Genomic DNA, 21,349 nt, shown 5'->3' with positions numbered 1-21,349 from the left:
TGTGGAGCGGTTCTCATTGTCGGGCCTCCGGGGTTGAGATGTGCTGGTGCAGAGCTGTTGTCGGGGCTGCGGGGCCGGGCCCACCAGGTGGCGGTGGGCCCGGCCCCTGACGTCTTAGGTGCGTTCGTCCTCGATGACGCGGTGAGCGATGTGGTAGGCGGCTCGGGTGTTGCGCAGGCTGTCGGACAGGAACGAGGCGATGTCGTCGCCTTGGGGGTTCTCGGCGAACTCGATGTCGTAGACGTGTGTGCTGGTCAAAGTGGCCAGCGCCTGCTGTGCGCGGGTGAGGGCGTTGATGGCGTCGACCAGGCTGCCGTCGAGGGCCAGGCGGCCTCGGTCGATCTCGATTGCCCAGTCGGCCTGCCAGTCGGCGTCGTTAGTGTTGGTCATGGTGGGTCCTTTCCGTGGTGAGTGGGTGGATGGGGCCGGGCCCACCGCCTGGTGGTGGCGGGCCCGGCCGGGATCGGTTAGGCGGCGACGGGTTCGGTGGTGAGCACGTCGTCGATGGCCTGGTGGAGGTCGTCGTAGGCCAGGGCCAGGGGTGCGTGGTCGATGGTGAGGGTCCACATCGGCTCGTCGCCGACTCCGGCGGTCAGGGTGTAGGTGTGGGCGCCGGTGGCGCGGTAGGACCAGGTGCCGGGCACGGCGTGGAAGGTCAGGTCGCCGGCCCGGACTTTCTGGATGCGGGTGTCGGGGGTGGTGTCAAGGTCGGGTGCGGTGGCCTCGATGGCGGCCAGGAGTCCGTAGTCGTCGTTGGCGAGCAGGACGAGGTGGTGTCCCTGTTCGGGGCTGTACTCGTGGACGGTGGTCAGCTGGATCGGTCCGTGGTTGTGGTGCAGGTTTCGGGTGATGCCGTACTGCTGGTGCTGGATGCGGTCGGCGGCTTCGGCGAGAAGGTCGAAGGCGAGTTCGAATGCGTGGTCCATGGTTGTTCTCCCGTTTCTCGTGGTGAGTGGTGCGCCGGTCAGCGCTGGGGAGCGGTCAATCGGGTGAGGGTGGGCGGTCAACCCCGAAGAGCCGACGTTGGACGGAGCAGGGTTTTCGGCCCGCGAGCGGCAGCGAGCTTGATAGGGCCGAAAAGGTCACTCGGCCTGCGTAGTTCGGCGTCGGTGTGGGTTGACCGGTCGGGCCCCCGGCCGATTAGGCTGCGACCCCTGCTGACGGTTAAAGGTGAGTAGCTACCCAACCCACGCCCGCCGCAGGCGGGCATCCGGCGCCCGCCAGGGCGGCCGCCAGTGGGCGGTGGGTCGCTGTAGGGCGGCCGGCCACCGGTGGATGTCGCGGTGGCCGGCTCGCCGGGACAGTGTTTTTAGATGAGCCCGATGAATCCGGACCCGATGGTGTTGGCCTGGGCGGTGCGTGCTTCGACGTCGTGGTCGATCTCCTCGCGCGCCTGGGCGACCATGGTGGCCAGGCCGGGGGGAGCGTCAGCGGTGATCGGCTCGTCGGGGTCGGCGTAAAAGTCCCAGCAGGAGGCGACGTCTCGGCAGTCGGGGGCGACGACGGTGTAGCCGTAGACCTCGCCGTTGGCCCAGGCGTCGTAGGCGGCCACGGTGCCACGTGTGTAGTCCAGGGGTGTTGTCGCGTCGGCGGGGGCCCAGGCCAGACCGTCGATGCTGCGGTAGCGGTCGGCGCTGGGCTCGGCGGTGCCGTAGCGGTCGCCGCTGCGGGTGACTTCCAGGATGCCGGTGAGTCCGTGGGTCAGCCACAGGTAGCGGCAGAGGGCGGCCGCGGACCGGTACTCATGGTCGTTGAGGGAGTCATTGGCGGCGGTGTGCTGGCGCAGCAGGGCGGCGACGTCGTGGGCGGCGTCGCCGAGTTGAGCGCTGATGGTACGGGCGGTGCCGAGGTAGACGAATCCGCCGTCGTCGCTGTAATCGGGTGCGGCGGCGTCGATGTCGTAGTACAGGGCGATGACGTAGGTGCCGGCGGTGGTGGGTACGGCGATCTTGTCGAAGGGGTCAAACATGGTGGGTCCTCACTGTTGGTGACCGGCGGTGCGCCGGTCAGTGCGGCCGCGTCATGGACCGTGGGGTGGGGCGGGTCAACCCCGCAGAGGCCGCGCCGGGACGGAGCAGGGTTTTCGGCGTGCGCGAGCCGGGCGCGCCAGCGCCTTCGGCGAGTTGGCAGGGCCGAAAAGGTCACTCGGCCTGTGCAGTTCGGCGCGGGTGTGGGTTGAGCCGGCTCGGGGTCCTGCGGTCAGGCTGGGCGGCTGCTGACAGGTAGATAAGTGAGGGGTTACGGATATCGGACGTTCGCCAAGCGCCCCGGAGGGCTGCTGCGGGCGGCTAGGACCGGAGGAAAAGGGGGGCCCGGTCACCCTGCGGTGGGTGACCGGGCCCGTGCTGCTGAGTTTTAGTCCCAGCTGGCGGCGATGGTGTCGATGGCGTCGGGGATCGAGGAGTGCGGGATCGCTTCGGAGAGGCGGTCGACCTCGTCGGCGGTGAGGGTGCGCCCGGCCCAGCTGCTGGCTTGTTCGGCGGTGATGAGCTCGGCGGGTGCGTCGAGGGCGGCGGCGAGCATCGTGAGCAGTTCGGCGCCGGTGGGTAGCGGCAGATTGTCGGCGTGGTCGCGGAGCCGGGCGCATTCCTTGGGCTGGCTGCAGGCGCATTCGGAGTTGGTGGCGCTTAGATCGCGGTAGGTGCTGTCGAGCGGGTGGCCGTCGACGCTGGGGCCGTCGACGATCCAGCGGGTGCCGTCGTCGGAGAGCCGTAGGTGCACTGCCACGGTCTGTTCGATGAAATGTGCTGCTGGCGGGTCAATCTGGTTGTAGTAGTTGGCGTTTCCGTCGCGTCGCAGGGGTGTCGTCTCGCCTGCGGGGGTGGTGGCGTGCTCGCTCATTGTGGGGTCCTTTCGGTGGTGTGGGAGGGGAGGTGCCGGCGGCCGCGGTGGGTTGGCGGCCGCCGGCGTGGTGTGGATGTCAGGCGCTGCGGGTGCCGCGGCGCCGCCGGGACGGTGCGGGTGCGGGTTCGAGGAACTCGGCGATGTGGGTGGTGGCGGAGTCGATGCCGGCGAAGCGGGGATGTTCGGTGTCGAGGTCGTCGGTGCGGAGCTGCCATAGGGGTGCGCCGTCGAGGCGGTATTCGGGGCGCAGCTGGTAGAGGTGGCGGCCAACAGCGGCGTAGCTCCAGGGGTCCAGCGGGTTGATCGGTTCATCGGTGACGACAGGTGCGGTGTGGGTCCAGAGCAGGCCGCCGCCGCGGAAGTGGCGGGTGCGTGCGGAGATGGAGCGGCCGAGGTCGGGGTGTGCGGCGCTGGATTCGGCGCTGGCCTGCAGGACTGCCTGGGGGTCTCGGGCCCAGACCTGGGCGGTGGAGCCCCAGGTGTGGTTGCGGCGGTGGGCGGTGATGGTCAGCCCGTCGGGGATGCCGTCGGGGTGCAGTTCCTCGTGGCCGGGTTCGACGAAGTAGAGCAGGTCGGTGGCGATGGCGGCGAGGCGTTCGCCCAGCCAGTAGGTGTGGCGGCCGCCGGCGAGGAGGTCGGTGTGGGTGGTCATGGTTGTTCTCCGTTCGTGTACGGGTTGGGTGCGCCGGTTAGCGCTGGGGTTGCGGGGGACCGGCGGGGTGGCGCGCGCAACCTCGAAGAGGCCGTGACGAGCGGAGCAGGGTTTTCGGCCCGCGCGAGCCCGGCGCGCAGCGCCCTGGCGAGCTGGCGTTGGGCCGAAAAGGTCACTCGGCCTGCGCAGTTCGGCGCGGGTGTGGGTTGCGCGTGACGGGGCCTCGTCGGTCACACTGGGCGACCCAGCTGAACGGTTAAAGGTGAGGGGCTACGGACCACGCCCGCCGCAGGCGGGCCTCCGCCGGTCGCACCTAGTGCCCCGGCGACCGCGCACGGCGAAGACACCGCACCGCGCCGGTGTGGTGTGCGGGGGTTACGGCGTGAAGGGATGGGGGCTGTCGTGGTGCAGGCAGGCGAGGAGCTCGGCGGTGCCGGTGTGGTCGGGGCTGCCGTCGACGGCATGGCCGGTCTGGATGATGGCGGCGATGTCGGCTCCGAGGTGCAGTGTGTAGCGCGGCCATTCGTCATCGCCGGCGCGGGCGATCAGGGCCGCGGTGGCGGCCGTGAGCCGGATGCGTGCGTGGGCGGGGTTGTCGCCGAGACCGATGATGGTCTGCTCGCTGCGGTGGCCGCTGCTGGTCACTGCCCAGGTGATGGTCATGTTCCGATGATCGCCGCCAGGAGGCGGTGGCGGGAGGGGCCGCACTCCCGGTTGTGGATAAGTGCGGCCCCTGTGGATCACCGGGTCGGGCGGTAGCTGGCGTCGGTGGGATCGAAGCGGTGTTGGTCTCCGTCGAGGCAGACGGCGGCGGCTGTTTTGTGGGCGAGTTGGAGGACTTCGACAGCGCTGCGGTAGGCGGCGAGGTCGACGATCTGGAATGTCACGGGCCGCATGTAGACCTCGACCCAGCGGATGGTGCGTCGCTTGTCGGGGGTGAGGGCTTCGCGGCGGGTGACGGCGTAGGGCGGGCGTCGGGTCCAGTCGACGCCGATGGCGGGCCCGTCGTAGGGCTGTTGGTCGCGCGGGGCGAGGTTGTCGGGGAGCCCGGCCAGCGCCTGGCGGGCGGCTCCGAAGGCTTCCAGCACGCCCTGGGCTGCTTGGGTGTTGAAGAAGGTGAACAGGATGCGTCCCCAGGTGAGGGTGACGCGGGCGATGTCGGTGTGGGCGTGATGGACGCTGATGTCGGGCTGTTGGGCGCCGCGCAGTCGTACGTAGGCCTGGGAGATCGCTCCGGCGGGGATGCCGATGTGCGACTCGGGGATGGCGATCTTGGTCATGGTGTTCTCCGTTCGTGTACGGGGTGGGTGCGCCGGTTAGCGCTGGGGGTGCGGGGGACCGGCGGGGTGGCGCGCGCAACCCCGAAGAGGCCGTGACGAGCGGAGCAGGGTTTTCGGCCCGCGCGAGCCGGCGCGCAGCGCCCTGGCGAGCTGGCGTTGGGCCGAAAAGGTCACTCGGCCTGCGCAGTTCGGCGCGGGTGTGGGTTGCGCGTGACGGGGCCTCGTCGGTCACACTGGGCGACCCAGCTGAACGGTTAAAGGTGAGCAGCTACCCAAACCCACGCCCGCCGCAGGCGGGCATCGGCGCCTCCGGGCGCCGCTTGACAGGTGGGGCGCGGGCGAGGTGACGGGCCGTCTGTGGCTGGCACTATAAGTGCCTTCACCCCGAACGGGTTCTGCGAGGCGGTATTTCGCGCAATCGGCACCGTGGCGAGAATGGACCGGGGTTGTTTCTCAGCCCAGCGCGCGGGTTTGGTGGATAGATGTGGGCGGCGCTGCGCGCCGGCTTTTCTCAGTGCACGGGCACCGGCCCGCTCCCGGGGTCAGCGCTGCAGGCCGGCGACGACCAGATCGGTCAGCGATTCGGTCAGGCTGGTGAAGCGGCCGGTGCGGGTGCCGCTGTGGGTGTGGTGCTCGCCTAGCCAGATACCGACGATGGTGGCGGTGCCGTCGCTGGCGGGCTGCCACACGGGCGCTCCGGAGTCGCCGGGGATGCTTTCGGGCATCCCGGTCACGCTGTATTGGTAGCCGAGTAGCCGCCCGTCGAGCTGTCCACAGACGGTCTTGGTGCGGATTCCGCTGCGACACACGGTGATTGCGGGATCTGGAACACCCATGCCGCTGACAGGCATGCCGTTGATCGTGGACACCGATCGGCTGGTGCCGAAGTTGATCAGCGCGAAGTCGTCGAAAAGCGGATCGGGGTCGTTGACGGCGACGGCGACGGCGCCGGTGGCCCCGCTGTCGTGGTCGGATACTGCGGAGCCGCCACCTCGAGTGCAGTGGCCGGCGGTGACCCCATAGGTGGTGGCCCCGGCGGTGTAGGTGTAGCCCAGCGTGCAGGTGGTGGACCCGGTGTTCGAGTGCACGGCGATCTCGTCGCCGGCGGCCACGGTGTAGGCGCCGGCATGACTGAGCGCGGGTGCGAACAGGCTGGTGATGGGGATGAGGGCCCCGGCGAGGGCGGTCAGTGTTGCTGCTCGGGTGGGCCGCATCGCGAGTCCCTTTCTTCCTGGTGGGGTGCTGCGAATCATTGTGGGCGCGACCGCTGACAACCCAGGTTCGGGCGCAGGCTCAGCGCTGCGACCGCGTGCGTTGCCGCTCGGCAGCGCGGCGGGCGCGGTTGTGCAGGGTGTCGATCCAGGCGTGCGCGGTGCGGGCGGATTGGCCGTGGTCCTGGGCGGCGCAGGATTGGACCGCTTGGCCAGCGCGGGCGGCGATGCGCAGATCGACGCTGACCGGGGTGGAGGTACGGCCGGGGCTCATCACGGCTGGTCCCATCCGGGCTGGGCGGCCGCTTCGGCGCGTCGCCACAGTTCGGCGAGGTCGTCGCGGGCGGTGCTGATGTGGGTGGTGAGGTCGGCACGGTCGGCGCCACTGTCGGCCATCTGCTGCATGCGGATTCCGTGTTCGCGCACCGCACGGCGGTACGCCTCGTCGAGCACGTCGCGCGCGTGGTTGGCTGCTGCGGCGGCGCTGACGGTGTGGGTGTAGAGGTCGGCCAGATGCAGGGCCAGTCGGTGGTGTTGGCCGGCGGTCGGGGGGCGAGTGGGGTCCAGCGACTGGGTGGCGGCGTGTTGGCGACCGTAGGCCAATACGGTGACCGGATCGGGGTCGCGGCGGGCGTCGGTGACGCGGCGGATGATCTCGTAGACCCAGCGGTTCATGGGCCGCCAGATGGCGATGTCGGGGATGAGGTCGCAGAACGTGCGCGCTCGGGTGTAGGGCATCCACAGCAGGCCTCCGAGGAGCTGATTTTCCGGCTCCCAGCGTGCGGCGATGGTTTCGCCGCTCGGTTCGGCGCTGAGCTCGAAGTCTTCGGCGGCCGCCCGGTCGGTGTCGTTGTCGGGGACGACGTGCAGTGGGGCGCGGTGCGCGGCGGTCATGATGCGGTGGCCCCCCAGATCAGCAGGGCATACCACCAGGTCAGGGCGCTGGCTTGGTCGGTGGTGGTGGCGGTGGGCAAAGCGGCGTGCACGGCGGCGGCCAGCTCGGCGGGGCTGGGGTGAGTACCGGCCTGGCTCAGGGCGTGATGGCGCAGTGTCTCCAGGACATGCTGATCGGGTGCGGTGGGCAGCTCGACTCCGGCCAGCTGTGCGGCTTCGCGCCAGAGTGTGCCAGCGGTGAACCAGCAGTGGCCTTCGGCGCGGGCGGCGGTGAGGACCGCCAGCGGGTAGCGCGCTCCGGGGTCGGTGTCGGACCCGTGGTGCCAGGTGTCGTGGTGGTCGGTGATCCATCGCTGCGCGGCGACGGCGGCGTGGTAGGTGGCGGTCTCGCTGGCTTCGTGACCGGCCGGGGCGATGGTGGCGTGTCCCGTGTGGTGCGGCCTGGTGGCGCGGCTGTCGGGTTCGGCCAGGGCGAGCAGTTCGTAGCGGGTGGTGTCGGGGTGCGTGGGCAGCGGGCGCAGGTAGTAGTCGGCGCCGATGACGTAGTTGATGAGGCTGCGGTGAGCGTCGTCGCGGTCGGGGTGGTCGGTGGTGGTGACCGACCGGCCTTGGTGGTCGATGGATAGCTGGTACATCGTGGGTCTCCTGTCGTGGTCAAAGGTGATCAGGCGCTCAGCGGGTGGGCTTTGCTGACCTCAGCTATGCGGTCGGGCCGGAAACCGGACCAGTGCTGTCCGCCGGCCACCACGACGGGGGCCTGCAGGTAGCCCAGTCCCATCACGTAGTCGCGGGCGTCGCTGTCGACGGTGATGTCGACTTTCGCGTAATCCACACCTGCTTTGTCCAATGCCCGGAAGGTCGCGTTGCATTGCACACAGGCGGGCTTTGTGTAGACGGTGATGGCGGTCATTTCTCACTCCTTAAGGGTTGTCACGAATTGCTGTTATCTATTTCGATTATATCGGCATTTCGGCGTGTCAGGCAACATTTATCTGGCTATTTGTGGGTAAGCTGTGACCTTTTTTGACCGGGCGAAAACCAGCGCGTAATTACGCTGAAGGCAACCCGTTCCGCCGGTATGGCTCTGGCCGGTATCGGACCCTCGAATCGGTCGTAACATGCTTTCGCACACTCCTGTTCGGCTTTGGTGCTGCCTGTTCTTTGGCGTTTTCTCGCATCAATGTCATGGCCGGCGTAGGGCCCAGCGCAGTGCACAGGTCCGGACGGAAAGTTTTCCCCGTGAGCGTCTTTTGCGAGCGGATTCGTGGAAAAGTTTCCGGGCCGTTAGGCCGTATCCGTGGCCTTGCGCGGAGCGGGCCGCCGGCCACAATTGATAAAAGAGAAAGCGGTCAGAAAAATAATTCAGTAGCGCCGTCAGGCGCTTCCGCTGCACTGGTCGCGGCGATGTCGATTCCGTGGATGAAATGCGCGACCATGGTCCTGCTGATGGCGGTCCCGAGCGAGAGGTGGGACCGGCGCTGACCGGCCCCACCTCCCGACGCGGGGGCTAGTCGTCCTCGGCGGGCTCGGACTGCTCGGTCAGCGAGTCATAGAGTGCATCGACGGTTTGCTCGCCGAGGATGACGCGCTCAATGTCGGCCAGCGGGTAGCCGTTGTCGGCCAGGAAGCGCAGCAGCTCGGCGGCTCCGACGTAGTGGCCCCAGCCGCTGCCCCGCCAGGCGTCCTTGCCGGTACGGGCTTCCAGTGCACCGAGCACCAGCGCCAGGGTGATCACCTGGGCGCGTCCGTCGCCGGTGGCGGGCAGCTCGGCCACCATCTTCGTCACTGCTGTCGAGTCGCTGGCCCCGAGCATCTCGGCGCTGATCTGCCCGCCGTGGTGTTCCTCGATCAGGCGCACGTCGCGGGTGAGGCAGCTCGCCACGAACATCGCCGCACCCTTGGGGGCGGTCTTGCGGGCGAGGATCTTGTCGGTGATGAACTGGCGACGCACCTGCTGGGCGGCTTCGCCGAGCTTGTTGAGCGCGATGACCTTGCGCCGCTCGCGGCGCGCCGCTTCGGCTGCTGCGGCCTCCCGCGTTTCGGCGTCCTGGTCGCTGGAGTCATCGGCGTGGTGGTCGCTGTCCTCGCGGGCGAGGGCTTCCACGCGCTTAGCCAGCGTTTCGCACAAGACCAGTCCGGCGGCGGCGTAGTCGGTGCACAACCAATCTGCCTCCCACACAACCACTTCGGTGACCGAGCTGGGGTCGCGCTTGCCCTCGGCAACCGTGGCACTGAATCGAGCGTGCCAGTCGATGTCGTGGGCGTCGACGGGTTCGCCGGTCTCGGTGTCGACGTAGCCTTCGACTTCGGTCAGGCAGACCGCCCAGTGTGCAGGGTCGGTGACATGCTCGTCGGTGGCAGCCTCGCCCTCGGGGGTGCGCAGGTAGCGCAGTTCCACACACGTCGTGTCCCCGTAGGCGGGGAAGTCCTCGACCACGGTGTATCCCTGCTCGGTGTAGCTGGCGGCAGCTTCCTGGTAGGCCTGTTGGGCGGCGCGGTCCTGGCGGATTTCGGCGACCCGATGCTCGAATCGGTTGGTTCCGGCCACTTCGAGCAGACGCATGATGGCGTCGGGGTCGTCATCGAACTCGCTGAGCACTGCAGCCTCTGACAGCGACAGTTGCCCCGCGTCGAGTGCCTCCATCGCCGCCTGTGATCCGGCGGCGGTTGCCACGGATTTGACCGTGTCGCGCCCGATGGACAGCTTCTTGGCGACCTTGGTCACGGAGGCTCCGGCGTCGAGCATCTGCTGGATGCCGCGTGCCCGCTGGGCCTCGGTGAGTTCGCGGCGTCGGTCGTTCTCCACGATCTGCTCGGAGACCCGTTCGACCACCTGGGCCTTGTCGTCGGTCGCACCGGCTGGGCGCACGTAGACCGGGACGCTGGTCAGACCAGCCTCGCGTGCGGCCAGGGTGCGTCGCTGTCCGGCGCGCACCCGCACCACGCCGTCGTGTCCGCGCACCGCTGCGGATGGGGTTGAGCACGCCGTGCTCTTTGATGCTGGCGACGAAATCAGCGTCGAGTGCGGCGTCGTCGCGGACGTTGGCTTCCAGCTCCAACGTGTGCGGGTCGAGGTGTTCGAGGGTGCCTGCCGCCGCGACCTGTGCGTTGATGTCGTTGTCGGTGACGGTGGTGGTGTTCTCGCTCATGGTGATGGTGACCTTTCATCGATGGGGTGAGTGGGCGGTGGCCGCCCGTTCTTTTTGCCTTCTGGCACTGAAGATTTGGGCCGGCATCAGGGCCGTGGAGTGCAAAGGTCCGGGCGCAAAATTCTTCGCGCGAGCGCAGCGAGCCTCGAAAGAAATTTGCGAGCCCCTGGGCCCGGAGCGCAGCGGAGGCCGTGGCCTTGCACGCAGCGGGCCGCCGGCCATAATCGAAAGCCAGAAGGCAAATAAACTAGCGCCGGGGCCCGCAGGGACCCGGTGTTCAGCAGCGCCGCAGGCGCTTCCGCCTGGGCAGCTCCCCGACGGCATCGGTGCGGGTCGGTCAAGCCGTGGCCGTCGTGCCCGATATTCCTGCATGGCAGTGCCTTTCGGGATCGTGGGTGATGGGGTGGTCTGGCCCGCGCGGGGCGGGCCAGACCACCCGGGGAGTTAGAGGGTTTGCAGCATCCGGAAGGCGTTGGTCTTCAGGGTCTGAGCGGTGCTGCCGCCGGTGACTGCGCGCAGGGCCCGTACCGACTGCGGATCTCCTGCGGCGCGGACCTTGCTGTAGTGGTCGACGTACTCGGTGACCGCGTTGTAGGCCGCCCACCGGGTCCCGGCGATCGGGGCGACGGTGGGGCTGGACACCCACAGTTTGACGATCGCGTTGGCGGTGTCGCGGCGGTTGCGGGCCGTGGTCTTGGACTCGGCGCCGGCGACGTCGACGAGCTCGCCGGCGAAACGGCGCATCTGGTCGAGGTCCATGGGGGCGGCGTAGAGGGCGGCTGCCTCCTGCTCGAACGCTTCGACGTAGCGCCAGCTCAACTTGAGTGCTCGTCGGGCCTCCTGCAAGGCGACGGCGGCCCCGCCGGTGTGGCTGATGCCGAAGCTGGCCGCCGCGCGTGCGATGGCCGCGCTTTGGGTGTTGGCGCACACGATGCGCACCGGCGTCACCAGGAAGCGGAACTTGCTGGACCCGTCGTGAGAGTTCAGCGCGGCAAGGTAGAAGTCGGTGCGGTCCTTGGTGCCATCAATCCCGTCGAACACCATGGATTCGGGCAGCTTCATGGTGACGAACGTTTCGCGCCCGCCGCGTAGCGCCCCGGCGGTCTCGTAGACCGCGCCGCTTTCTCCGGTGAGCGCGTCGAGCAGGTCGCACGATGCTTCGTTTTGCATCGGCTCGTACTTGTTGCCGACCACGCCGAGCACGTCGAGGGCTCCGGTGATGGGGTTGGTGCGCACGGTGGCCCACTGGTCGGGCACTGCCAGCGGGGCGGGTGTGGTGACACCGGTTTCGCTGATCACCGGCTCCTGGGGGACAACCAGCGCCATTTTGCGGACGTTCCAGTTGGCCAGGTGGGCGGCGTGCAGAGCCTCGCGGGCGGTCATAGCGTGGCCGACCTGCTGGCCGAGTTGGTGCCAGGCGTCGGTACGCGAGTCGGCGAAGCTGACTTTGCCTGCGGTCTGATCGAGTTCGTGAGCCATGGTGGGTTCCTTTCGGGAGGTGAGTGGGCGGTGGCCGCCCGTTCTTTTTGCCCTCTGGCACTGGAGATTTGGGCCGGTAGAGGGCCGTGGAGTGCAAAGGTCCGGGCGGGGCAGGTCCCGGGTGAGCGCAGCGAACGTTTGTGGGGGGCTGCCCCGAGCCTGTGGGCCCGCAGCGCAGCGGAGGCCGTGGCCTTGCGCGGAGCGGATCGCCGGCCACAATCGGAGGGCCAGAAAGGCAAAATTCGGTGGGTCGGCGGGCCCGCAGGGGCCGGCGAATCAACTGCAGCGCCGCCAGGCGCTTCCATTCTGGATATGCACCGCGCCGGTAGCCTGGGTTGATGTCGTCGTGTGAGAGTGCGCTGGTCGATGCGTTGACGCGGCCGGTCCAGGGGCCGGTGTCGGCGCCGGTGCTGACCTGGGTGGTCACCGGCGTGTGGCCGCGCCCGGTGATGCCGTTCGACACCGCCTTTGCGCAGCCGGCCTGGTCGGACCCGCTGGGGCTGTAGCTGGCGTGCCCGACGGCGGGTGTCAGAACAGTGCGACATCGCCGGCCACCTCGGCGAACCAGCGCTCGAAGTGGGGTCTGGCCTTGTCCGCAACGACGGCCGGGCAGGCGACATAGAACCGCTCTGCCCATGGCGGCGTCTCACCGCGGCGCAGCGCGATGCTGCGCGCGATGCCGTCGTTGCCGGTGTGCAGCTGCCCGGGCATGCCCAGTAGTACGGCTGCCATCCCGGCGCGAGATCCACGATCGAGCAGACGCACTGACCGGGCGATGACCGGCCTGGTTCCGGTCCTGCGAACCTTGGCCACCCGGCGCACTTCGTAGATCGCGTGCTCGGTGTCGTCGAGGCGGCGGTGGAATAGGTCAAGGACACCGGTCAGACCAGCAGCGGCAACATCGTCGTAGAGGCGGCCAGTCGGGCGCAGGGTTTGCTTGTCGTTGATACAGACCGCGACGTGTTCGATGAACAGGGCCAGCGCTCCGGCTGCGGGATCAGCGGCGTAACGCTGCAGCGTCGACTGCACGCCTCGTGCCGAGCTCAGCGCGAAAGGGCAATAGCTGCAGGCACTTTTGAGCCATCTGCGTCCTGTGAGGTTGTAGACAAAGGTGTCGCAGTCAGCTCTCGTCCATCCCCATTGGATCAGGGGGTAGCGGCCGGTTCGTGCGGCTGTGTTGTAGGCGGCGTCGCGCTCGGCGCGGCCCATCTCGTCGACCTCGAAGCCGACGTAATGCTGATAGGGCTGCCCGCCGGTGAGTCGGGCGATCACCGGGTCGAGGACCGCGCCCTTGGCTCGGGCGCTGCATTTGCGGGCACCGCCGCGCTGCGGCAGGGTGCCGGCGGTGAGCATCTCCGTCGACAGCGCGTAGGCCCCCTCGACGAAGAGTCGGTCCGGTTCGGTGGTGTCGCTGAAGGTGGTGATGCCCTCGCCGGCGGCGGTGGTGAGCAGCTGGTGGCGGCCGACCTGGACGAACCGGACCCGGTGGCGACGTAGCTCGGGGAGCACGTAGCGCTCGACGTCGGCCCCGGTGGCACTGAATTCGTCTCCGGTCATGGCGGTGATGACCACCAGGTCGGATAGGTCGAAGTCACGGCTGGACGGGTCGGTGAGCCAGCGCAGTAGGACCGCCGTGCTGTCCAATCCGAGGCCATACGACAGCACATGCCGGGGGTGGCGGCGTGTGCTGGTGTCGTCGCTGAAGAGGCTGGCCTGCTCATGGTGTGCCTGGGTGCTCATCGTGGGGTCTCCCGCCCGTTCTTTTTGCCTTCTGGCACTGGAGATTTGGGCCGGTAGAGGGCCGTGGAGTGCAAAGGTCCGGGCGGGGCAGGTCCCGGGTGAGCGCAGCGAACGTTTGTGGGGGGCTGCCCCGAGCCTGTGGGCCCGCAGCGCAGCGGAGGCCGTGGCCTTGCGCGGAGCGGATCGCCGGCCACAATCGGAGGGCCAGAAAGGCAGAACCACAGGCAAGGCCAGGGGCGTGTGTCGGGTACGTGCCGCGTCGGGCACGGCAGTGCCATCTCCCCGACTGGAGTACAGCTGGTGTGAGTGGGGGAATCTTTGCAGATCAGCGGTGCGCCGCGCCCTTAGGATCGCTGGTATGCCCGACTTCGATGTGCAAGTTGATATCAATTACCTGGCCAAGGTGGTCACCGAGGTTCGCGACCTCGCCGAGACCGTCCGCACGTACGGCCGAGCCGGGGCATCCACCATCGCCGCCGCCACACCGACGGCACTGCACGTGATAGCCGCCTACCTCGAATCGGAGATGCGCAGCTGGGCTCACGCCGATGGCACTCATGCGCGGCTGTTCAACGAGCAGCTCGGCGGGGAGGCCATCCGGTTTCCCGAATTGCGGGCGGTGTTGACCTATGTGACGCCGTCTCCGGTGAGCCGCGAGGTGCAACAGGCCGAACTACGGGCCGCCGGCGCCCGCCTCAGGGCGGTGGCGCAGGAGTTGCCCTCACGCATGACGACGCAGTCGATCCCGAAGTTCGTCTCTCTCATTGAGGAGCAGGCGGCAACCGTCATGGAGTTCGCCGATGGTCTCGGCTAGAACGGCGGGCCGGCGATGAGCCGCCGCAAAGCGACTCCGTGGGCGGCACCGGGCCTGCCCGACATTCGCCGGCAGTGGTGCAACGCTTTGGACAGCCTTGTCGACCACCAATCCAGCGCCCTTGCAGAACCGTCCGAGGCCCTGGGAGCTGCGGGGGAGAGCCTTCGAAGGTTGAAGCGGCTGCAGGCGAAACTGGCCGAGACGTTGAGTCAGATGAGCGGCGAAGCCGACATCATCAAACATGCTGAGCTGTACTGGGTTTCACGCGACATGGTTGACGTCGCGCTCGATGCCGCCGACTCCCTTCCGGAGTGGACGCCCGCTGTCGCCGCACCGGCTCCGACTGGGCTGTTGTGTTGGGCAAAGCCGGCCGGAAGTGTGCCATGGAATGCTTTGAGCCCCAACGATCCTACCGAGGTTTCGTGGGATGGGGTGTGGTGGTGGTCTCGCCCCGACGGGGTGCTGCAAATTCAGCCGTTGTCACGCCTGGCTAAGAACCCCGAGCTGCTCGCCCCCTACGGGGTGTCCTCGCCACTGTGGGTGACCAACCCGACGCTGCTGCTACAGCCGTTAGTGCCGCGCACCGCTGAGGTGGCCCGATCGGCTGAGGCGTCGCCGTTGGTGAGTGTCGTCGGAGCGGCCTGGCTCCTAATGGGCCAACCCACCGTCGCCTCCACCCGCGTCCTCGGCAGTGCACCGTCGACGCAGACCGAGGAATCCTCTCGTGCGGCCGCGGACCCGGACCGGGTGAGCATCATCGAGTTGCGACGACCCATGAACCCGCCCCCGGAACGCGATGGTTCATCGGGTGACCGTCAGTACCGACACCGATGGTGGGTGGGCGGTCATTGGCGTCAGCAGGCGTGTGGGCCCAACCATGCCGATCGGCGCCCGAAGTGGATCGCCCCGTACGTCAAGGGCCCAGATGGCGCTCCGCTCAAGACCGACCGTGTTCACGTGTGGCGCCGCTGATGACCCCCAGAGGCGAATGAATGTTCGAAATCTGTCGGAAACGGCCTTAATATCGAACCAGTGTGCTCCCGCGACGAGTTTAGCGACGAGTTGCGGAGGCTGGCCGCGCTACGGCGGTCGATACGCGAACAGGGCAGGCGACCCGTCGAGCCGTTAGATGCGACGGGCTGCTCGATAAGAGAGGTCTGAATTCCGGTGGGTAAAGGGGCGCGAATCCGACGCGAGCGTGCCGCGAAAAGCGAGCAGAAGAGCCAGCAGAACGGCGCCGGCAACGCCGGACCCATGCCAAAGGCCGGCACCAACGGCTCGTTGCCGCCGTGGATGCCTCTACCTGCTGCGGGTTTCGGTAGTGGCGGGGGCGGCGGTGACCCCATTTCGCAGCTGATGGGTTTCCTTGGCACACAGGGGCAGTTGATGGTCTGCGGGCATTTCGGCCTCACGCCACTTTCTGGCGAGCAACGGCGCGACCTGCTCGCCGACGTCAACCTCTACGACGCGCTCGAAACTGTCGCACGCCTACAGGGACAGTGGGACGTGGCCTACACCACCACGCAGGACGTCCAACTCGTCGAAGGCGATTTCCTCGCCGCCGGGGGCAGCGGCGGCGTGTGCGAGAAAGCCGTGAACCGCATGATCACTTACAACGATCACCTTGTGTCTCCACGGGCCACCGCTCAGCTGCAGCGCGAGATTATTGAGTACGCATCGCCGGATGAGGCGGCACCACCGATTGAGCGAAATACGCTGGTGTACCTACTGTTGTCGATTACATCCGAACAGAATTCGGACGAAGAATTCGCGGGCGACGTGCCCACCGACGCCGAAAAGGCCAAGCTCTGGGAAAAACTGCCGAAGATGAACCTTGAGGAAACCCACGAGTACGCCAAGCCTCATATCCAAAATGAAATTGCGTCGTCACTATTCAATCAGCCGCTGAAATACGAGATCGCGCTTTCGAACACCTACGACCTGTGGTTCACACAGTGGGCACCGAAATCGAACACCAAAGGGTTGGGCGCCACGCCCGCCGAGTCGTTCAAGATTGCGTCAGGTGTCGAACTGCTCGACGTGATGCGCCTCGGCGCCCGAATCATCAAGCGCAGCAGAAATACCCATCAGATCCGATTCACCCGCCAGGAGCTGCTCGCCGACGGCGCCGCCGAGAGCGCCATCGACTTGTTGTTCGCCAACATGGCAAGGCCGTTGGACCAGTACAGGATCGAGCTGGAAGGCGATCGCAAAAAGGGAGCAATCGGCAATCAGCGCTACACGCTGACGCGATTTCCCTTCCTGACGGTCGACGACAACACCGTGGTGATGCTGCGTCATCAATGGGCGATCGATCGGCTGTGCGGCTCGCAACTCTATTTCGAGGCGTGGGCTAGCTTGAGCACCAGAAGCCTCCAAAATCGGTTCAAGACCGCCATGTGCGACGCGTTCGAGATCTTCGTCGGCGGGATTTTGCACCGCATCGTCGGCAAGTGCCCGCACCTAACCACAATCGTCGGTGAAAGCGATATGCAGTCCGCGTGGACGAGAAAGGAGACGCCTTCGCTGTGCGACTGGATGATTTTCGGTAAAGAACACTGCATCGTGATCGACGCGACCAACCACGCGCTGAAAGACAAAGCGGCACAGGGGCTGGCGACATGGGACGAGTACAGCGCCGAGGTCGAGCAGATCTTCGCCGACGCCAGTAAGGGCAAGTTCAGGCAGCTGCTTTCGACAATCGACCTCGTCAAAGAACACGGAGGCTGGAAGAACGAGAAGGTCGACACGAAGACGATGTACACCCCGCTCGTCATCGTGCCCGACGCCGGCGTGGTCAACGGGCTGCTCACCCAGTTCGACATCACTCTGCGTGGCTATAAGGCCTTCAAGCATCTTTCGCCCCAGGTGTACGCCCCCGGCATCGTCCCGATATCCGACCTCCAGCTGCTTGAAGGGATGGCCGATATGGGGGCGACGTGGGGCAGCAATCCCAACATGATCGAGCTGATCGCGAACTGGCGCGCGAAGGCATCGAAGTACGGGATGGCGTCATTGCAGCTGTACTTGCTTAGCTCAGGGTTTCCCTTCCTGCCGCCTAGCCATCACATCGTGAAGACCAGTAGCAAGGTGATCAAGCTGCTCGACGGGAGCTAAATCGCGGCTGGGGCTGATACCCACGATTCGCCACGTAAATGAGACCAGACTGTTCGCCGCAACATTTGAGACACCTGCAAATCCTCTGGCCAGACGATCGAGATTTGCGACATGGTTTTACATCTGACGCGGTGACAATGACCCGCTGCCACCGGTGGGTACCTTCGAAGCGTGACCCGCGCATCGTTGTCCCCCGACCGCCTCGTGGCCCCTGCGCCCATGTTGGCGACGCTGGGACCGGCCCCGCGCGGCGGTCAGTTTGCTGTAGAGGTGAAGTTTGATGGCCAGCGGGGAATATTGACTGTTGATCGCCGCGTGCGGGTGACGTCTCGCAATGGGGCGGACATCACTGAAACCTTCCCCGAGTTGTCCGCCGTCGCGGCTGCGGTCGGTGGCCGTCGGATGGTCCTTGACGGTGAGATCGTCGCCGTCGACGAGCACGGCCGCCCGTCGTTTAGACGGCTTCAGCGGCGGTGGCCTCAGCAGCGGCGGCCCGGCGCGCAGCTCGTGCGTGAGGTTCCCACGCGTTTTCTAGCCTTCGATGTGATGAACATCGAGGGCGAAGACATCACGCACTGGCCTTACCGGGAGCGCCGCGAGCTGTTGGACACGCTGATGGTGATGGAGAGTTCGCCAGCACTGACGGTGCCTAGGCATTGGACCGATGTCGCGCCTGCCGACATGCTCGCTATATGCGCTGATCAGCACCACGAGGGCATCGTGTGTAAACGGCTGGATGGTTGCGTCCAGCAGAGTGGTGTACGAGTCGGACCTGATTAGTAGCGCCGGCGTGTCGTAGCCGAATGATTGAAGGTCATCGCGTGATTCTTCGAGAGACCCGTCAAAGTCACTCGAGCAAAGAAAGAACACACGCGATGACCGCTGCCCACAATATCGACCTGCCCGCCGTGCTGGCCGAACGACTCACCACCACCCATCCCGACGTGCTGCGCGAACTGCTCGCCACGTTCATCCACACCCTGATGGGAGCTGAGGCCGACGCCCTGTGCGGAGCGGGCTACGGCGAGCGCAGCACCGAGCGCACCAACTCCCGCAACGGCTACCGTCACCGCCAGTTCGACACCCGCGCAGGGTCTTTGGATCTCGCGATTCCCAAGTTGCGGCAGGGCTCCTACTTCCCGGACTGGCTGCTGGAACGCCGCAAACGCGCCGAGCGGGCCCTGACCACGGTGGTCGCCACCTGCTACCTACTCGGAGTCTCGACGCGGCGGATGGACAAGCTCGTCGAGACGTTGGGCATCACGTCGCTGTCGAAGTCTCAAGTCAGCGTGATGGCCAAGGAGCTCGACATCGCCGTGGAGGCGTTCCGGACCCGACCGCTGGACGCCGGCCCGTACACGTTCGTGGCCGCCGACGCCCTGGTGCTCAAGGTGCGTGAGGGCGGGCGGGTGGTCAATGTGCACGCCCTGATCGCCACGGGTGTCAACGCCGAGGGCTACCGGGAGATCCTCGGCATCGACGTCACCACGGCTGAGGACGGGGCCGGCTGGTTGACGTTCTGGCGGTCGTTGACCGCCCGCGGCCTGTCCGGGGTCAAACTGGTCACCAGCGACGCCCATGCCGGACTCGTCGCCGCGATCGGCGCGACACTACCCGGCGCGGCCTGGCAGCGTTGCCGCACGCACTACACGACGAATCTGATAGCCGTCACTCCGAAGGCGTCGTGGCCGTGGGTGCGGACCCTGTTGCACTCGGTGTTCGACCAACCCGACACTGAATCGGTTGCTGCCCAATACGATCGGATCATCGATGCGCTCGCCGACAAGCTCCCCAAGACCGCCGAGCACTTGGAAGCTGCCCGGCCGGATCTGCTCGCGTTCACCGCGTTTCCCAAGCAGATCTGGCGCCAAATCTGGTCGAACAACCCCCAAGAGCGACTGAACAAGGAGATCCGGCGGCGCACCGACGTCGTCGGCATCTTCCCCGACCGGGGCGCTCTGATCCGCCTCGTCGGTGCCGTGCTGGCCGAACAGCACGACGAATGGGCCGAGTCCCGGCGCTACCTCGGACTCGACGTGCTGAGCAAATCCCGCGCCGTCAACGACACCCCGTCAGAACAGGAGGACACCCCCGCGGCACTGACCGCCTGAACCATCACCACGAAGAATCACACGACGACGTCGTACACCACGTCCATGGACTTGACCCGGCTGGATTCGCCATACCGGTCGGGCCGGTCCCGGGACTGGATTAAGTGCCCAGTGCGCGCGACAACCGAGGCGGTGATCGTGGGGGCGTTCGCCGGCCATCGCGGCGAGGTTGGGACCCTGGTCTTGGCCGCCCACGACGAGGCGGGACAACTCGTGCTGTTGGGTCAGGTGGGCACGGGTTTTAGTGGTGCCGAGCGTCGCCGTCTGGCCACACTGTTGGCCGGGACTGAGGTCTCCGCGCCGCCGGTTGCGGTGGGGGCGTCGATGTCGGGGGTCCAGTGGTTCAAGCCGCGGTATGTCGGTGAGGTTGCCTACCGCGAGTATCACGCGGGCAAAGGTTTGCGCCATGCGTCGTGGAAGGGGCTGCGTTCCGAGCCCGCGTCGGGGGTGTGTTTGCCGCGCGATGCCGGCGCGGCGCCCGGCTAATTACGAGTGCGTGCCCCACCAGGCGTAGAGCTGGTCCAGCCGAGGGTCGTTGGGGCCATCGGATTGCACGTCGGCGATGAGCCGTTGCGCGTCGTTGGTCCACACCACGCGCGGCCGGCCATTGCTCAGCCCGCACAGCACGGTTCCGCGGGTGACGGCGGGGGTGTCGTTGCGGCGCCACGGGCCGGGGGACTGGATGTTTCCGGGGCAGACCACCACTGTCGTGGTTTCGACGAGCTGGTCGAATGTGGTGCGCAGCGCCTCGGGTCCGGCGGCCAGGGTGTAGGTGGCGCTGCGGGGTCCACCAGGGTCGGTGTTTGGTCCGCAGGTGATCACCGTCGCGCTATCGGGGGATGGTGCTGGGGTGCATGCGTCGGCGGGATAGCCGGACGGGAGCAGCCGCCGGAGGTCCTCAAGCGCTGCGGGCGGGGCCGTGCTGGTCGTCTGTGGCGCCGCCGTGGGTGCGGTGTCGGGCGGGTCGGAGCCGCGGCCGATAAGCCACACCGAGAGGGCGACGATGAGCACGCCGGCGACTGCGATCGCTGCGAGCAGCTGGCGCCGCTGCGAGACGGCACGGGTGTGGGGGAGCAGGCTGATGAAATCCGCTGCTGCGCCGTGGGACTCGGCCCCGCCTAGCTCGGTGCGGGGTGGCGGCTCGTCGCGATCGTCGCGCGGCGCTACTGGCGCCAAGGGCAGGGGGAGGGTGGGTGCTGCGTTAGCCGCGGCCGCGAAGTCGCCGGCGGTGGGGTAGCGGTCAGCGGGATTCTTGGCCAGCGCCTTGGCGATCACGCTGTCCAGTTGTGGTGAGGCCCAGCTGAGCCGGTCGGACACCCGGGGCGGGGTGGTGTCCAGATGAGCTTTCACTGTGGCGCCGACCCCGGCGTCTGTCGGGTAAGGGTGTTCTCCAGTCAGCAGTCGAAAGAGCGTGCACGCGAGCGAGTACACGTCTGCGCGTCCGTCCAAAGCTGCTGTCCCGGTGATGACTTCGGGCGCGCTGTAGGCGAGGGTGGCGCTCATTGGCCCGTCGCCAGCTCCGCGGCTGTGGGGGGACAGGGCGGCACCGAAGTCGGTGAGCACGACGCGGTCGAGACCGCCCGGCAGTTTCTGGGCGGCGATCAGGAAGTTCGAGGGTTTGATGTCTTGGTGCACGACCCCGTGGGAGTGCGCGTAGTCCAGGGCGCGGGCGACCTCGGTGATGATGTGGACTGCCCGCTCGGGTGTCATCTGTCCGTCGCGCAGCGCAGTCTCGGCGTTGGTTCCCTCGACGTACTCCATGGCGATCCACAGTTGGCCGGTGTCGGTCTCGCCGCGGCTGAACACGCGCACGATGTTGGGATGTTCGAGCCCGGCGGTGATGTCGGCTTCGTGGAGGAACTGGGCGCGAACGTGGTCGCCGTTGGCGTGCTCGGGTTGAAGCACCTTGAGCACTTCCCGGCGCGGCAGGGTGGGACTGTGCACCAGGTAGACGGTCGCCATCGCCGTGACGGCCAGGACCCGCTCGACGCGGTATCCGGCGATGTGGGTGGGCGGCGGGGGCTGGCCCTCCGGTGCGGTCATGTCGAAGCCTTCCCT

The 21,349-nt window shown here is 67.2% G+C and carries 23 protein-coding genes; 7 read left to right on the top strand and 16 right to left on the bottom strand.

Translation table 11 applies throughout. The features are described from left to right. Positions 1-114 precede the first annotated feature (114 nt). From G6N53_RS00820 to G6N53_RS00755, 14 genes are all read right to left on the bottom strand, one after another. Positions 115-390 (bottom strand): hypothetical protein, encoded by a 276-nt coding sequence (locus tag G6N53_RS00820; protein ID WP_163886459.1) that lies wholly within the window; start codon positions 388-390, stop codon positions 115-117. 77 nt (positions 391-467) lie between these two features. After that, positions 468-926, bottom strand: coding sequence for a hypothetical protein (locus tag G6N53_RS00815; protein WP_163680974.1), 459 nt, complete (start codon positions 924-926; stop codon positions 468-470). A gap of 383 nt (positions 927-1,309) precedes the next feature. Then, the gene (locus G6N53_RS00810; protein ID WP_163680976.1) at positions 1,310-1,969 is read right to left on the bottom strand and encodes a hypothetical protein; all 660 of its coding nucleotides are present in this window, start codon (positions 1,967-1,969) and stop codon (positions 1,310-1,312) included. A 386-nt stretch (positions 1,970-2,355) separates the two neighbouring features. Beyond that, entirely contained in the window at positions 2,356-2,841 is a 486-nt protein-coding gene (locus tag G6N53_RS00805; protein WP_163886458.1) for a hypothetical protein, read from the bottom strand. Positions 2,842-2,920: 79 nt separating this feature from the next. Further along, the gene (locus G6N53_RS00800) at positions 2,921-3,496 is read right to left on the bottom strand and encodes a hypothetical protein (protein ID WP_163886457.1); all 576 of its coding nucleotides are present in this window, start codon (positions 3,494-3,496) and stop codon (positions 2,921-2,923) included. Positions 3,497-3,871: 375 nt separating this feature from the next. Next, positions 3,872-4,159, bottom strand: a complete 288-nt coding sequence (locus G6N53_RS00795) for a hypothetical protein (protein ID WP_006247564.1) — start codon at positions 4,157-4,159, stop codon at positions 3,872-3,874. A 77-nt stretch (positions 4,160-4,236) separates the two neighbouring features. Next, positions 4,237-4,776 (bottom strand): hypothetical protein, encoded by a 540-nt coding sequence (locus G6N53_RS00790; protein WP_013470235.1) that lies wholly within the window; start codon positions 4,774-4,776, stop codon positions 4,237-4,239. Positions 4,777-5,318: 542 nt separating this feature from the next. Next, positions 5,319-5,990, bottom strand: a complete 672-nt coding sequence (locus G6N53_RS00785; protein WP_163680986.1) for a chymotrypsin family serine protease — start codon at positions 5,988-5,990, stop codon at positions 5,319-5,321. Between the two features lie 79 nt (positions 5,991-6,069). Then, positions 6,070-6,261: a hypothetical protein gene (locus G6N53_RS00780; protein ID WP_006247565.1), complete on the bottom strand. Its 192-nt coding sequence runs from the start codon at positions 6,259-6,261 to the stop codon at positions 6,070-6,072. Then, complete coding sequence (locus tag G6N53_RS00775) at positions 6,261-6,881, bottom strand: hypothetical protein (RefSeq protein ID WP_163886456.1); 621 nt, start codon at positions 6,879-6,881, stop codon at positions 6,261-6,263. Before G6N53_RS00775 ends, G6N53_RS00780 begins: the two co-directional genes overlap by 1 nt. Further along, positions 6,878-7,516 (bottom strand): hypothetical protein, encoded by a 639-nt coding sequence (locus G6N53_RS00770; protein WP_013470238.1) that lies wholly within the window; start codon positions 7,514-7,516, stop codon positions 6,878-6,880. Before G6N53_RS00770 ends, G6N53_RS00775 begins: the two co-directional genes overlap by 4 nt. Before the next feature lie 29 nt (positions 7,517-7,545). Beyond that, on the bottom strand, positions 7,546-7,791 hold the full coding sequence (gene nrdH, locus G6N53_RS00765) for a glutaredoxin-like protein NrdH (protein ID WP_006247568.1): 246 nt from the start codon (positions 7,789-7,791) through the stop codon (positions 7,546-7,548). A gap of 597 nt (positions 7,792-8,388) precedes the next feature. Continuing rightward, a complete protein-coding gene (locus G6N53_RS00760; protein ID WP_308206985.1) occupies positions 8,389-9,843 on the bottom strand; it encodes a ParB/RepB/Spo0J family partition protein in 1,455 nt (484 codons plus the stop codon). 631 nt (positions 9,844-10,474) lie between these two features. Next, positions 10,475-11,509, bottom strand: coding sequence for a DUF932 domain-containing protein (locus G6N53_RS00755; protein ID WP_163886455.1), 1,035 nt, complete (start codon positions 11,507-11,509; stop codon positions 10,475-10,477). A gap of 338 nt (positions 11,510-11,847) precedes the next feature. On the opposite strand from G6N53_RS00755, the gene G6N53_RS29755 reads away from it, so the two are divergent. After that, a complete protein-coding gene (locus G6N53_RS29755; RefSeq protein WP_006247571.1) occupies positions 11,848-12,015 on the top strand; it encodes a hypothetical protein in 168 nt (55 codons plus the stop codon). Between the two features lie 22 nt (positions 12,016-12,037). Here G6N53_RS29755 and G6N53_RS00750 read toward each other — a convergent pair whose 3' ends face one another. Further along, positions 12,038-13,249, bottom strand: a complete 1,212-nt coding sequence (locus tag G6N53_RS00750; protein ID WP_163886454.1) for a hypothetical protein — start codon at positions 13,247-13,249, stop codon at positions 12,038-12,040. A 358-nt stretch (positions 13,250-13,607) separates the two neighbouring features. Between G6N53_RS00750 and G6N53_RS00745 the strand changes: the two genes are divergently transcribed. The 6 genes from G6N53_RS00745 (at position 13,608) to G6N53_RS00720 (ending at position 19,777) form a co-directional block, all read left to right on the top strand. Further along, positions 13,608-14,063 carry a hypothetical protein gene (locus G6N53_RS00745; protein WP_163886453.1) on the top strand — a complete coding sequence of 152 codons (456 nt, stop codon included), beginning with the start codon at positions 13,608-13,610 and terminating at the stop codon, positions 14,061-14,063. 171 nt (positions 14,064-14,234) lie between these two features. Next, on the top strand, positions 14,235-15,035 hold the full coding sequence (locus tag G6N53_RS00740) for a hypothetical protein (RefSeq protein WP_308206986.1): 801 nt from the start codon (positions 14,235-14,237) through the stop codon (positions 15,033-15,035). Between the two features lie 195 nt (positions 15,036-15,230). Then, on the top strand, positions 15,231-17,180 hold the full coding sequence (locus tag G6N53_RS00735; RefSeq protein WP_163886451.1) for a hypothetical protein: 1,950 nt from the start codon (positions 15,231-15,233) through the stop codon (positions 17,178-17,180). Positions 17,181-17,351: 171 nt separating this feature from the next. Beyond that, a complete protein-coding gene (locus G6N53_RS00730; RefSeq protein WP_237166296.1) occupies positions 17,352-17,960 on the top strand; it encodes an ATP-dependent DNA ligase in 609 nt (202 codons plus the stop codon). A gap of 95 nt (positions 17,961-18,055) precedes the next feature. Next, on the top strand, positions 18,056-19,291 hold the full coding sequence (locus G6N53_RS00725; protein ID WP_163886450.1) for an IS256 family transposase: 1,236 nt from the start codon (positions 18,056-18,058) through the stop codon (positions 19,289-19,291). Positions 19,292-19,402: 111 nt separating this feature from the next. Then, positions 19,403-19,777, top strand: coding sequence for an ATP dependent DNA ligase (locus G6N53_RS00720; protein WP_237166294.1), 375 nt, complete (start codon positions 19,403-19,405; stop codon positions 19,775-19,777). On the opposite strand, the gene G6N53_RS00715 is transcribed toward G6N53_RS00720, so the two are convergent. Then, on the bottom strand, positions 19,778-21,334 hold the full coding sequence (locus tag G6N53_RS00715; protein ID WP_011767767.1) for a serine/threonine-protein kinase: 1,557 nt from the start codon (positions 21,332-21,334) through the stop codon (positions 19,778-19,780). Positions 21,335-21,349 lie beyond the last annotated feature (15 nt).

This window comes from Mycolicibacterium hippocampi (assembly GCF_010723735.1).
GTDB lineage: Bacteria > Actinomycetota > Actinomycetes > Mycobacteriales > Mycobacteriaceae > Mycobacterium > Mycobacterium hippocampi.
This window is presented reverse-complemented; position numbering and strand designations above follow the sequence as displayed.

Excerpts from the sequence above, each read along its gene's own strand:
- G6N53_RS00820 (WP_163886459.1), bottom strand. The coding sequence starts at position 390 with ATGACCAACACTAACGACGCCGACTGGCAGGCCGACTGGGCAATCGAG.
- G6N53_RS00815 (WP_163680974.1), bottom strand. The coding sequence starts at position 926 with ATGGACCACGCATTCGAACTCGCCTTCGACCTTCTCGCCGAAGCCGCC.
- G6N53_RS00810 (WP_163680976.1), bottom strand. The coding sequence starts at position 1,969 with ATGTTTGACCCCTTCGACAAGATCGCCGTACCCACCACCGCCGGCACC.
- G6N53_RS00805 (WP_163886458.1), bottom strand. The coding sequence starts at position 2,841 with ATGAGCGAGCACGCCACCACCCCCGCAGGCGAGACGACACCCCTGCGA.
- G6N53_RS00800 (WP_163886457.1), bottom strand. The coding sequence starts at position 3,496 with ATGACCACCCACACCGACCTCCTCGCCGGCGGCCGCCACACCTACTGG.
- G6N53_RS00795 (WP_006247564.1), bottom strand. The coding sequence starts at position 4,159 with ATGACCATCACCTGGGCAGTGACCAGCAGCGGCCACCGCAGCGAGCAG.
- G6N53_RS00790 (WP_013470235.1), bottom strand. The coding sequence starts at position 4,776 with ATGACCAAGATCGCCATCCCCGAGTCGCACATCGGCATCCCCGCCGGA.
- G6N53_RS00785 (WP_163680986.1), bottom strand. The coding sequence starts at position 5,990 with ATGCGGCCCACCCGAGCAGCAACACTGACCGCCCTCGCCGGGGCCCTC.
- G6N53_RS00780 (WP_006247565.1), bottom strand. The coding sequence starts at position 6,261 with ATGAGCCCCGGCCGTACCTCCACCCCGGTCAGCGTCGATCTGCGCATC.
- G6N53_RS00775 (WP_163886456.1), bottom strand. The coding sequence starts at position 6,881 with ATGACCGCCGCGCACCGCGCCCCACTGCACGTCGTCCCCGACAACGAC.
- G6N53_RS00770 (WP_013470238.1), bottom strand. The coding sequence starts at position 7,516 with ATGTACCAGCTATCCATCGACCACCAAGGCCGGTCGGTCACCACCACC.
- nrdH (WP_006247568.1), bottom strand. The coding sequence starts at position 7,791 with ATGACCGCCATCACCGTCTACACAAAGCCCGCCTGTGTGCAATGCAAC.
- G6N53_RS00755 (WP_163886455.1), bottom strand. The coding sequence starts at position 11,509 with ATGGCTCACGAACTCGATCAGACCGCAGGCAAAGTCAGCTTCGCCGAC.
- G6N53_RS29755 (WP_006247571.1), top strand. The coding sequence starts at position 11,848 with ATGTCGTCGTGTGAGAGTGCGCTGGTCGATGCGTTGACGCGGCCGGTC.
- G6N53_RS00750 (WP_163886454.1), bottom strand. The coding sequence starts at position 13,249 with ATGAGCACCCAGGCACACCATGAGCAGGCCAGCCTCTTCAGCGACGAC.
- G6N53_RS00745 (WP_163886453.1), top strand. The coding sequence starts at position 13,608 with ATGCCCGACTTCGATGTGCAAGTTGATATCAATTACCTGGCCAAGGTG.
- G6N53_RS00725 (WP_163886450.1), top strand. The coding sequence starts at position 18,056 with ATGACCGCTGCCCACAATATCGACCTGCCCGCCGTGCTGGCCGAACGA.
- G6N53_RS00715 (WP_011767767.1), bottom strand. The coding sequence starts at position 21,334 with ATGACCGCACCGGAGGGCCAGCCCCCGCCGCCCACCCACATCGCCGGA.